Origin of the sequence: uncultured Abiotrophia sp., from assembly GCF_938010525.1 — a bacterium.
Lineage (GTDB): Bacteria > Bacillota > Bacilli > Lactobacillales > Aerococcaceae > Abiotrophia.
In genome coordinates, this window is record NZ_CALLVK010000004.1 from 43,635 (window position 1) to 56,693 (window position 13,059).

General features: G+C 49.4%; 7 protein-coding genes. 2 read left to right on the forward strand and 5 right to left on the reverse strand.

Features of this window, described 5'->3' with window-relative positions; translation table 11 throughout:
• Positions 1–168 precede the first annotated feature (168 nt).
• On the forward strand, positions 169–6,420 hold the full coding sequence (locus Q0339_RS00580) for a CshA/CshB family fibrillar adhesin-related protein (protein ID WP_298076832.1): 6,252 nt from the start codon (positions 169–171) through the stop codon (positions 6,418–6,420).
• 363 nt (positions 6,421–6,783) lie between these two features.
• A complete protein-coding gene (trpB, locus tag Q0339_RS00585; protein WP_298076833.1) occupies positions 6,784–7,995 on the forward strand; it encodes a tryptophan synthase subunit beta in 1,212 nt (403 codons plus the stop codon).
• Positions 7,996–8,045: 50 nt separating this feature from the next.
• Here trpB and Q0339_RS00590 read toward each other — a convergent pair whose 3' ends face one another.
• The 5 genes from Q0339_RS00590 to Q0339_RS00610 all read right to left on the reverse strand — a co-directional run bounded on the left by Q0339_RS00590 (position 8,046) and on the right by Q0339_RS00610 (position 12,846).
• A complete protein-coding gene (locus tag Q0339_RS00590) occupies positions 8,046–8,234 on the reverse strand; it encodes a hypothetical protein (RefSeq protein ID WP_298076834.1) in 189 nt (62 codons plus the stop codon).
• Between the two features lie 12 nt (positions 8,235–8,246).
• The gene (locus Q0339_RS00595; protein ID WP_298076835.1) at positions 8,247–10,292 is read right to left on the reverse strand and encodes an FtsX-like permease family protein; all 2,046 of its coding nucleotides are present in this window, start codon (positions 10,290–10,292) and stop codon (positions 8,247–8,249) included.
• A gap of 1 nt (position 10,293) precedes the next feature.
• Complete coding sequence (locus Q0339_RS00600; protein ID WP_023391891.1) at positions 10,294–11,052, reverse strand: ABC transporter ATP-binding protein; 759 nt, start codon at positions 11,050–11,052, stop codon at positions 10,294–10,296.
• Positions 11,053–11,177: 125 nt separating this feature from the next.
• Entirely contained in the window at positions 11,178–12,170 is a 993-nt protein-coding gene (locus Q0339_RS00605; protein WP_298076836.1) for a sensor histidine kinase, read from the reverse strand.
• Positions 12,160–12,846 carry a response regulator transcription factor gene (locus tag Q0339_RS00610; protein ID WP_298076837.1) on the reverse strand — a complete coding sequence of 229 codons (687 nt, stop codon included), beginning with the start codon at positions 12,844–12,846 and terminating at the stop codon, positions 12,160–12,162. Before Q0339_RS00610 ends, Q0339_RS00605 begins: the two co-directional genes overlap by 11 nt.
• Positions 12,847–13,059: the final 213 nt, after the last annotated feature.

The window sequence follows — 13,059 nt, forward strand, 5'->3', positions numbered from 1 at the left end:
GCATTTTACTAGAAGATGTATTATAATTAGCTACGGAATTAAATAGGTGGCTATTCACAATGGAGCTTTATCCTGACGAAGTGCTGGTGTTTTCTTTTTCATGGGGGAGGATGAGCATCAAGGTGATCATCTATTTGCTAGAATTAAGGTTAAGGGGGACAAGAGTCAATGTTCAGTAAGAATAATAAACTGATGAATGACCAAGGCAAGGGCGAGAAGATTACTCGCTACAGTATTAAAAAGTATAGCTTCGGCGCTGTCTCAGTTGCGGTGGCTTTCGGTATTTATTTTGCCAATGGGCCGGTGGTGTCGGCTCAAGAGCTAAGCAATAGCAGTGACTTGGTAAGCGCTAGTCAAGTACCAGTAGCGCCGGAGAGCCAATCAGCTGATCAGGAGCAGTCGCAAGTAGCTAGCCAAGCTGCAGAGTCAAGCGCTAAGGAGCTGGAGGCTTCAAGTCAAGCATCAGAATCATCTAGCCAAGCAGACCAACAAAGTCAGGCGAGTGAGACGAGTCAAGAAGCGGCACAGGAGCTTTCAGACTCAGCGCAGCCTGAAGCCAAAGCAGAAGTTGCACCTCAAGCGGACAAGCCAGTGGTGAAAACACCAGGCTACCCAGTTAAGCCAGTAGCCAAACCTACTAGCGCAGCTATGCCACGGCCAAGTAGCCAAGGCCAAACCATCCCTAAGGGGACAGGTTTCCGCGATAGTGGGGCGACTGGGATTCCTATCGGGACAGGTCCTGCCGGAGCAGACGATGCAACTGCTACGCCTCGGGTTGATAAACCAAGCTGGGATGAATCAGTTAAGAAAGACAGTGTTCAGTTAGCTAAGCAAATTAGTTGGCTTGATTTTTCAGATAGCGCAAGTTGGAAAAACTTGGATTCACGTGGCGGCCTTAAGGTAGGGACTACCTTCACCAAGGAAATTTCACCTGGCTATGTAGTGACCTTAACGGTCAAAGAGCTCAAGCCTTTTAACTCAACTGAAATCTATAGAAAACGGGTCGCAGGTACTGCAACAGAGGGGACCTATAACCCCAACGCTGAGAATGGTTTCTTACAATCTGCGCGAGATTATGGTAAAACACCACCTCCTTCAGTTACAGGGGCAGCCCAGAACCAATGGACGACCATACGTGACCAAGGCTTCAATACTCAGAATCGAAAGACTCAATTGGTTTATCCAAAAAACTCTACCAACTGGGGGGTAAAATTCGATATTGAGGCTACCTATCTTGGTAAGCGGGTGGCCCCTACGGTGGTTATGGCCGATGGTGAAGATGCCAACCCAGGTGAATTCGCAATCTTTACTACTAATGGTTCGGGTTGGGAATACATGGGTGAATGGAAGAAGAGCAGTCCGGCCAAAGAAGCTTATACGGTTATCACCAAAAAAATGTTGGATGATGAGGACGTTAGGTTAAGGGGTCTTTTAATCTTAAAAGATAAGAGCGTAGACTGGTATAAATATCTCAGTCCAGATACTGTGACAGGAGGTCTGGGTACTCAGGTCTTCGGACCAAACCGTTCTAACGAACGGACGGTTCCTGTCGTGATGACGCGTGGAGCCTCTGAAGTAGGATTCTATGTAGCTTCATCTGGGCAACAAGCCATGATGATGGGCTTCCTCGTGGTAGATGGGAGTGATGCGCCTGAGAGTTATGGCGAAGCCTTCCATACCATTTCAAGACGTGACTCAGTGACCGACGCCCCTATTAATCAACCTTATTTAGGGACAACACCAGCTGATATTGATGTTGAGTCAGCTAATGACTGGCTTCTGGATGATAAAAAGGAACACAATGACGAAGGCGCGAGTCAATTACTTGCGGATGATCAATTAAGCAAGTCTAACGATCTCTTAGACTTGGATAAGGCCAAAAATGGGACCTATACAATTAAAATTAAGGCTAATCCAAATGGTAATGCTAAATCCTATGTCAAGGCATGGATTGACTTCAATAAAAATGGAGTTTTCGATGAGGATGAAGCAAGTAACTTACAAGAGGTTACGACTGCTGGAGACTATACCTTGACCTTTAAGGCCAATCCAGCCATTAATGGAGGTCAAGTTGATGAATTGGGCATGCGCTTCCGTATTGCCACTAATGCAGGTGATATTGAGAAGCCAACAGGTATTGCCTTTAGTGGTGAAGTAGAAGATATGCTCTTACACCGCATCTTCCCACCAAAAGGCGAGAAGCAAACAACGGATGGCTTCACGGGTGAAACTCAGAATGCAACCCTACACTTCACTACAAGTGGGGGGAGCAGAGATGATAATAATGCCACGACTACCATGACTAGCCAAGCGCCTCAAGTCTTAGACAATCAGGGCAATGTTTTGCAGTCAGCGGATGGCACGACTTATATTCGTCCAGAAGGGACCTATGTGGTGACTAGCAATGGCAATGACGTGCAAGTAGCCTTCACGCCAAATGCGGCCTTTTCTGGAACTGCTGAGGGAATCAACATTCGTTGGACTGACAGCAACGGCACCTCGACTGGTTGGAATTCTACTGATGCGTCTGACCCTAATAAGAATGATCAATTATCCACTATGGACGGTCGTTATGTGCCAACTGTTCGGAAGATTCCTAACTATGAAACGACTGGTATTCAAGGGCTAGATCAAAACAAAATGCTAGTCTTTAACGATGATGATAGCAGTGCGACTCCTGTCACACCAGACGCGTCTCGTCCTGCTAGCTTTGTGAATGCCAGTGGTCAGCCAGTAGTTGGTAACACAGTGCCTGCCATGGCCAATGGCCAGCAAGTCGGGACCTATGAATTGGATCCAAACACAGGCCAAGTGACTTTCAAGCCTAACAAAAACTTTTATGGCACGCCAGACCCAGTGGTGGTTCAGGTCAATGATACCGATGGTAAACCACACCGGGCGCGTTACCAACCTAAGGTAACCCAGGTGACGCCAACCAGCACCAATGCGGAGTCAACCGGCCTGCAAGGTCAGCCACAAAGTGGTAAGCCAAGCTTCAACCCTGGTGACCCACAAATCCCTATCGATATGAACAAAGCCATGACCTTTGAAAATGGGAAAGACACCTTGGAAGTGGCGAATGAAGGGACTTATACCATTAACGCAGATGGCTCCATTACCTTTAAGCCACTTAAGCAATTCACTGGCAAGGCGACTCCAGTGACGGTTAAACGTGTAGATGCTAATGGGACCGAAGTGACCGCTACTTATACACCTAACGTGACCAAGGTCACCCCAAGTAGCACACCAGCCACTTCATCAGGTCCTCAAGGTGTTCCACAAACAGGGACGCCAGTCTTCAAGGAAGGGGATCCTGCGGTTCCAATCGACTACAGCAAGCAAATGACCTTTGACGATGGTCAACCTAAGAAGACGGTTGCCGGAGTTGGGGAATATACCATCAATTCAGATGGTTCCATTACCTTCACACCAGATAAGAAATATGTGGGGACACCAGCGCCAGTAACGGTCAAACGAGTTGACGAGAATGGTACCGAAGTAACCGCGACTTATACGCCAACTGTGACGGAAGTGACACCAAGAAGCACCAATGCTGTTTCAAGTGGCTTGCAAGGTCAACCACAAAGTGGCAAGCCGACCTTCACCCCGGGTGATCAGGCTGTGCCAATTGATATGACTAAATCCATGACTTTTGACGATGGTCAAACAACTAAGAAAGTGGATAAAGTCGGGACTTATGTCATTGAGTCAGACGGCACGATTACTTTCACGCCAGACAAGCAATATGTCGGGACACCAACTCCAGTCACAGTTAAACGTGTAGACACAAATGGGACAGAAGTGACGGCCACTTACACCCCAACAGTTACGCGCGTGACACCAAGCAGCACCAATGCGGAGTCAACTGGCTTGCAAGGTCAACCACAAAGCGGTAAGCCGACTTTCACCCCAGGTGATCAGGCTGTGCCAATTGATATGGCCCAACCAATGACCTTTGAAAATGGGACGGATACTTTAGTTGTAGCCAATGAAGGAACTTATACCATCAATTCAGATGGATCCATTACCTTCCAACCACTTAAGCAATTTACTGGCAAGGCGACTCCAGTGACGGTTAAACGTGTCGATACCAATGGCACGGAAGTGACTGCTACTTATACACCTAACGTGACTAAGGTCACCCCAAGCAGCACACCAGCCACTTCAAGCGGTCCTCAAGGTGTGCCACAAACAGGAACGCCAGTCTTCAAGGAAGGGGATCCTGCGGTTCCAATCGACCAGGATTCGCCAATGACCTTTGAAGATGGTCAGCCTAAGAAGACAGTTCAAGGTGTAGGGGAATATTCCATCAACCCAGATGGGACCATTACCTTTACCCCAGACAAGCAGTATGTGGGAACACCAGCCCCAGTTACTGTGAAGCGTGTGGATAAGAACGGGACGGAAGTGACTGCCACTTACACTCCAACAGTGAACCGAGTAACGCCAACTAGCACCAACGCTGAATCAAATGGTGTTCAAGGTCAACCACAAAAGGGCACACCAACCTTTACCGAAGGGGACCCATTAGTACCACTTGATGATACGAAACCAATGACCTTCGAAGATGGCTCAAGCACTAAGACTGTGCCAAACGTTGGTGTCTATACTATCAACCCAGATGGTTCCATTACCTTCACCCCAGACAAACAATTTGTTGGGACTCCAGATCCAGTAACGGTTAAACGTGTGGACAAGAACGGTACACCAGTCACCGCAACCTACACCCCAACAGTAGCTAGAGTCACCCCAACAAGTAGTCCAGCCACTTCAACAGGTGTTCAAGGTGTGCCACAAACAGGGACGCCAGTCTTCACCCCAGGTGATCCATTGGTTCCAATTGATGCGGATAGCCCAATGACCTTCGAAGATGGCTCAAGCACTAAGACTGTGCCAAACGTCGGTGTCTACACCATCAACCCAGATGGTTCTATTACCTTTACGCCAGACAAGCAATACGTAGGGACACCAGACTCAGTCACTGTTAAACGTGTCGACAAGAACGGTACACCAGTCACCGCAACCTATACCCCAACAGTAGCTAGAGTCACCCCAACAAGTAGTCCAGCCACTTCAACTGGAGTGCAGGGCAAGAAACAAACGGCTCGTCCAGTCTTCACGCCAGGTGCTTCTGTTGTGCCAATGGATGATACCGTACCAATGACCTTCGAAGACGGCACCACCACTAAGACCGTCATCGGCGAAGGGGTCTACACTATCCAAGCAGATGGTTCCATCGAGTTTGTGCCAGAGAAGACCTTCACGGGCCAAGGTTCACAATTGACGGTCAAACGTGTCGACAAGAACGGCACTCCAGTGACGGCTACTTACCAAGCAACGGTTGTCCCAGTTAAACCAGGTGCCAACGACGACTACTCTTCAGGCGTGGTTAACCAAGCCCAAACAGGTCAAGTTAAGTTTACGCCAGGTTCTGCCAAAATTGACGGCACTGAACAAAGCGTTGACTTAGTCCCAGGCAGCCTCAAATTTGTGGTCAATGGCCAAGCTGTGGCTGACACCACTATTCCAGCCCTAGACCAAGATGGCAAGCAAGTCGGGACTTACAGCTTAGCCCAAGACGGCACTGTGACCTTCACACCAAATCCAGGTTATGTCGGCCAACCAGTTCCAGCTCGTGTTCAAGCTACTGACGTCAACGGGACGACTGCGGAGGCAACTTATTCACCAGTGGTCAACGCTAGCGTAACTAGCGAGGGCATGAAGGGTCAAAGCCAAAGCAAGTTACCAGACTTCAAGGGCCAAGTGGATACCAAAGTGCCAGCTTATCTTGAAGGTGGGGTCACTAGCGTGACCGTTCCAGGTCAAGGGACTTACACCGTCAACCCTGAGACAGGGGAAGTGACCTTCACGCCAGAACCAGACTTTATTGGTCAAGCAAGTCCAATTACCGTTATCCGTCGTGATGTCAACGGGAAAGAACTGAAGATTCAGTACATCCCAACGGTTTACGGACAAGCCAAGACACAAGATACTACTTCAACCGGCTACCCAGGTGAAAAACAAACCGGGACGCCAGTCTTTGAAGGCGATGTGGATCTAACTATCCCAGCTACCTTCGAAAATGGTCAAACTGAATTAACCGTACCAGGGGAAGGGACTTATGTTCTTAACCCAGATGGTTCTGTGACCTTCACGCCAGAAGCAGGCTTCTTAGGCCAAGCAAGTGGTGTGACCGTGGTTCGAGTTGACCGCAACGGGCGCAAGGTGACGGCACAATATGTGCCAAGCGTTGTGCCTGTACCAGTCGCTCCAAGTGAGCCAGAAGTGCAAACACAAGGGCTCTTACCAGCAACCGGTGAAGCCCCAGACTATAGCTTCTTCTCAGGTGTGGCCTTGACTATCTTAGCAAGTGTCGGCCTAGTTGCGACGCGCAAACGCCAAGCGACAGATGAAGACTAAAGCCTAGTTAGATAAGACAAGCCCCAGCTTTCGATTTGAGAGCTGGGGCTTCTTATTTTGAAATTTAGGCTTGCATTCTGAGAAAAAAGGTGTATAATGAGAATCAAATGAGAGAGAAGGAGGGCATTCGCCATGACATTTACAACAACTCAAAGTTGGCAAAGCTGGCATAGATAAGTTGTGTGTATGTTCTGGAACATAGATGCAACTTTTAGCGTGGTCTAAGATGCATCTATGTTGGCGAATTTGTTCCCGATCAGGAGATTAAGAGCCGCATAGTCGCTACTATGTGGCTCTTTTTGTATCTTAGCTAGCTTTGACTTTTGATCAGACAGATAAGCAAAATTAGAGGAGGAACCCCTTATGACACAAGAATTAACACAAACACCAACAGGCTTTTTCGGAGAATTTGGCGGCAGTTATGTGCCACCAGTTGTACAAGAGGCCCTGGACCAATTAGCGGCGGCCTATGACCGCTACAAGGATGACCCAGAATTTCTGGCTGAATACCACCACTACCTCAAGGACTACTCAGGTCGCGAGACCCCTCTCTACTATGCCGAGAGTTTGACCCAGCATTTGGGCGGGGCTAAGATTTATCTCAAGCGTGAAGACCTCAACCACTTGGGAGCCCACAAACTCAACAACGTCATCGGGCAAATCCTATTGGCTAAGCGTATGGGCAAGAAGAAGGTCATAGCTGAGACTGGCGCTGGCCAACATGGGGTGGCGACTGCGGCGGCTGCTGCCAAGTTTGGCATGGAATGCGATGTCTACATGGGCGCCTTGGATGTGGAGCGCCAACGCCTCAATGTCTTCCGCATGGAAATGCTAGGGGCTACCGTTCACGCCGTACAAGAAGGGGAGCGAACCCTCAAGGAAGCCGTGGATGCTGCCTTTGGCGCATGGATCCAAGGCATTGAGGACACCTTCTATGTCCTAGGTTCGGCTGTAGGCCCTCATCCTTATCCTTCCATGGTCAAGGACTTCCAGAAGGTCATTAGTCAAGAGGCACGACGTCAGATTCTGGAAAAAGAAGGGCGCCTACCTGACATGGTCATTGCCTGTGTAGGTGGTGGCTCCAATGCCATTGGGGCCTTTGCCGAGTTCTTACCTGATAGCCAGGTAGCCCTAGTGGGGGTTGAAGCAGCTGGCCATGGTCTCCAGACCGACCGTCATGCGGCGACCTTGACCCTGGGGACTGTCGGGGTCGTGGATGGCATGAAGACCTACGCGCTCTTCAATCAAGATGGCTCAGTGATGCCAGTCTATTCCATTTCGCCAGGGCTAGACTATCCTGGGGTAGGACCAGAACATGCCTATCTCAAGGATGCTGGCCGGGCTCAGTATGTGCCAGCAACAGATACCGAAGCTGTTCAGGCCCTCTTGCTCCTGACCCGTCTGGAAGGCATTATTCCAGCTATTGAGAGCTCTCACGCCCTAGCGGAAGTCATTAAGCGGGCCCCTCAAATGTCGCCCGACCAAATCATTATTGTCAATGTCTCCGGTCGTGGGGACAAGGACGTGGCGGCCATTGCCGACTACCTGCAAGCTCATCCAGAACTCAAACTATAAGCTAAAAGAGACAGACCTTCTAAGGGGTCTGTCTCTTTTGCTGTGGGCTATTAAGTCAAGAGGAGATGGGCTAGGCCTAGAGCTAGGAGTCCAGCCGTCATCAGGGCCAATTTGCCGCCCAAATGGGCCAACCAGATGTGGAGGCTGAGCTTGACAAAGACTAGCAATCCCAAGGATAGTGAGAGGAGGCAGAGGGCTAGGAGTTTGATAGCGCGCGGAATTTGGAGCAAGCGGCTCATAGCTAGGACCTCCTAACTCTTGCTGGAGACAATCTTCTCGTAGCTGCGTGAGGTAATCAAGAAGACCAGGAAGTAGAAGAGGGTGATGGCCAGGGCTGTGCCAATAGTTGGAATCAAGATATCTTCTAGGCGCATAGCGGAAATCAAACGCAGAATTAGACTCATCATGTGATAGGCGCCCGCCAGGTGGCAGAGGGCCAAGATAATTGGGGCGAAGAAGACCACAGTGATTTGCTTGCGGATGGTCTTGTGGATGGCTTGCTTGGTCAGCCCGACCTTTTGAAGGATTTCAAAGCGATCCGCGTCTTCCAGGCCTTCAGAAATTTGCTTGTAGTAGATGGTCAAGGCTAGGCCCAGTAGGAAGATAGCTGCTAGGAAGATACCGATGAAGAAGATAGAACCAATCATCTGCATGTAGGAGTCGCGGATTTCCGCCTTAACCAGGAAGGAAGCATTAACGGGAATGCCTTCATCAACATGCACGACCTTCAAAACATCTACTAAATGCTCGGCAGAAGCCAGTTGTTGGTCGTGGCTGGCCTGGCTATTGGCATAGACCGTGTAACGACTAATGAAGTTGGTGCCTGCTAGCTTGTCTTGGATGACGGACAGGTCGGAGACAACTAAGAGGGTCCGGTGATCAACGAAGTTCATCGTGAAGTCTGGTGCCTTAGTTTCCAAGAGGTTAGAGGTCAGGTGTTCTTGAATCTGGAAGCTTTGGCCAGACACTTGGATCTCTTGATTCTTGCGATCGGCCGCGCTCGCTTGATTGTCGAACCAGAGGACTTGGTTGCCTGCCAATTGATAGTTCTGACCGCTTAAGTGATTATAGTCTGCTAGGCTGATAATATTGAGGGTGGCACTTTCCTTGTCCGGATTATCATGTTTGACCATGCCAGTTTCGCTGTCGACATGAACTTCTTGGCCGGTAAAATCATGGCCATGGAATTTACCCATGACCTGGATGTAGTGGGTATGATCCATATCTACTAGGTCTAGTTGATATTTCTGACCAAATTGACTTAATTGCTCTTCTAGCGTCTTGCTAGCATCCACACTAGGCACTTGATAGGAGTAGTTGAGGCTGAGACTATAGTCAGTAGGGTAGAAACGGTTAATGGCTGATTCAGTCCCTAGGAAGAGGGAAATCCCCGCTGATAAGGTCACCAGCGCCATGGTGGAGAGTAGGCAGATGGTGGCCAGTCCGACCCCATTTTTACGCATACGGAAGATCAGGTTAGAGGTGGAAATAAAGTTCTCTGGCTTATAGTAGTAGGACTTGCGGCCTTTGAGGAACTTGAGCAGGGTAATGGAGCCTGCCTGGAAGAGCAAGTAGGTCCCGGCTGTTACTAAGAGGACCGCCAGGAAGAAGACCATGATGGCAGCCAGGGCATTTTCAATGCTTAAGGCCAAGTAGTAGCCGTAGCCCATGAGGCCTAGGCCAACTAAGGCGCTGAGCCAGGTAAAGCGGCCCTTCTTCTCCCCGCGTCGACTTTCGCGGACCAGTTGCAGGGGCTTGAGACGGAAAATCCGCCAGCTATTAATGACAATCAGGCTTAAGTATAGTAGGAGGATTAAAGTCAGGCAGGTCCACAAGTATTGGGGCTGGAACTTGGTATCCAATTCCAGGCTCAAATCCATAATCCGTTGATAGAGGGCCAGAATCAGGCGGTTGACGAGGGCACCACTGGCAATCCCAACTAGGGCTGACAGGCCGCTGAAGACGGTGATTTCAATCCACATTAGGGAGAGCAGGTGGCGACGCTCAAGGCCTAGGATGCCATAGAGCCCGTATTCCTTGGTTCTTTGCTTGAAGACGAAGCCGTTAGCATACCAGATAATAGCGGCCCCGGTAATGGCCAGGATAATCATGCCCAGAGCCAGAACGGTCACGATGGAAGGACCTCCCCGCAGGCTAGACAGGCTAGGATTAAAGGCCAGGGTGATGAAGTTATAGAGGAGGGCCACCGAGGTCACGAAGGCCAGGGCGAAGGGCCCATAGAGACGGTAATTCTTGCGCAGGTTGGCCAGCGCTAAGGGAAAGAGTACTTTGCTCATCTTACTCACCTCGACTTGCCATGGCGGTCAGGGTGTCACTGATTTGTTGGAAGAAGGCGGTGTCGGTCTTGTCCCCGCGGAAGAGTTGGTGATAGAGAATGCCGTCGCGAATGAAGAGGACCCGCTTAGCCTTGCTGGCAGCAGTTGTTGAGTGGGTGACCATGAGGATGGTTTGGCCCTGGCGGTTAATGGCTTCGAACTGGTCCAGAATCATGGCCGAGGACTTGGAGTCTAAGGCCCCTGTTGGTTCGTCGGCTAATAAGAGGGAAGGTTGGGTAATAATTGCCCGGCCAATGGCTACCCGCTGTTGTTGCCCGCCTGATAATTCATAGGGGAACTTATCTAAGAGGTCGCCAATACCTAGTAGGTTAGCGACCGGCTTAACCCGGCTATCCATTTGCTTGGCAGGTTGGTTGGAGAGGACTAGGGGCAGGATCATGTTGTCCTTAACGGATAGGGTGTCTAAGAGGTTGAAGTCTTGGAAGACGAAGCCCAGCTCATTACGGCGGAAGGCCGCCACATCGGCTTGCTTAATGGTAGTGGTGTCTTGGCCGTTGAGATAGACCAGCCCCTTAGTTGGCTGATCTAAGAGGGCTAAGATATTGAGTAGGGTGGTCTTACCAGAACCTGATTCCCCCATAATGGCCACATATTCACCTGCTTCGATTGAAAAGTGAATATCCTTGAGGGCTTGGACGGCTTGGCCGCCAAATCGTGTATGATAAGTTTTTTGTACGTGTTGAACATCTAGTAAAGTCATGTCAGTCACTCCTTCTTGAGTTATTTGATAGTTTCATTATATAAAACCGGAAATTGCCTTACCTTAGCTTTGGCTTGCAATTTCCGGTTTAATCTTACATTATTGTCACTTTGGCAGTGACTGACTTAATCTTGGGCTAATTTGGCTTGATTCAAGTCCAATTGAACTTGAGTGCCTTGGCCCACTTGGGACTTGAGGGTCAGGCCAATGCCTAGATTGGCAGCGATGGCCTTGCAGAGGTAGAGGCCCAAGCCAGAGGATTGTTGAGAAACACGGCCGTTAAAGCCCGTAAAACCACGTTCAAAGACTCGAGGAATGTCCTGGGCTTGGATACCAATGCCTGTGTCGGCAATAGTCAAGATACCCTCTTGGATACTAATCTTAATGGTCCCTTGCGGGGTGTATTTGATAGCATTAGACAGGAGTTGCTCCAGAATGAGCTCCAGCCACTTGCGGTCGGTCACATAGACATAGTCCAGACCTTCCAATTTCAGGGTCAGAGGTTTATGGATAAAGAAACTCGCGTATTTTTTGACCACTTGATTGACTAGATCCTGAATCTTGACAGATTCTAAGAACAAATCTTGGTGGAAGGTATCCATACGCAGATAGTGTAAGACCAGGTCGACATATTGGCTAATCTTGAAGAGTTCCTGTTGCAGAAGGGGCCGGAGGGGACCCGTTGGATCCAGCTGCTCGACTAGGAGTTGGGCGGCCGATAGGGGTGTTTTAACCTGGTGGGCCCAGAGGGTATAGTAATCTAACTGTTCATGGTAATTGGCTTGATAGGCTTGCTGGGCTTGGATCAGTTGGTGGTGAGCCTCTTGCAGGCCCTGCCAGATGGTCTGCTCAGCCAAAGTGGAATTGGAGTCCTTAAGATGGTGCTGGTGATTGGTCAGCTGCAATTCAACCCGTTGGCTGTGGCGCCATTCCTTCCAGGCATCTAGGCCTGCCAGGGTCACTTGTAAGACTAGGCTTAGGATCAAGATATAGAGGGCAAGGTCCTTGTATAGCGGAAAGGCAAAGGCCGAAAGCAGCAGTAGGCCGTCTTGCAAGAGGCTGCTGACTAGTAGCCAGCGGCGGTTGCGTAGCCAGGATAAGAAAAAGTTAGGCTTCATTAGCAGTCACCAGGCCGTAGCCAATTCCTTTCTTAGTGTGGATGAAGTCCTCCAGGCCCACGCCTTCTAATTTCTTACGGAGACGGGCCATGTTAACACTGAGGGTGTTGTCGTCGATGAAGACTTCACTGGACCAGAGTTCTTGCATGAGTTGGTCGCGGCTGACATAGTGACCAGCTGAGGCGAAGAGGACCCGCAGAATCTGGAATTCGTTCTTAGTTAAATCGACCAAGTTGCCCTGATAGTGGAGTTGGGTGGTCTTGAGATTGAGCATGGCCCCGTGATACTCGGAAAACTCTGTCTCGGCGGTCAACTCATAGGCCCGGCGCATGAGGCCTTGGATTTTGGCCACCAAGACCATACTGTCAAAGGGCTTGGTAATATAATCGTCTGCCCCCATATTAATGGACATGACGATTTCTGTGGCTTGGTCATGAGAGGACAGGAAGAGAATGGGGACATTGGAGACTTTGCGGATTTCCTGGCACCAGTAGTAGCCGTTAAAGAGGGGTAGGGTAATGTCTAGAATGACTAACTGGGGTGAGGTTTGCAGATAGAGGTCCAAAACCTTATCAAATTCTTGGACTAGGATGACCTCATAGTGCCAGGTGGCGAGGATATTTTGGATGGATTGGGCGATAATAGGGTCGTCTTCGACCAGTAGAATCTTATACATGGGAGCCCTCCTTTGCTTCTATTATAGTGTAGCATAGGACGCCATAAGCGCCAAGTCTCAAGGGGGACCAGGAGAAATTTGCCAAAAAGTAGCTAAATTCTAAAATAAATAGGCAAAAAGACTTTACTTTTGGAACTTGTTCCATTATAGTATCAGAGTGGTAGATTAATTAAGAAAATGATTAAGATGCTTTGCTTTCTTCTTGATTATTTG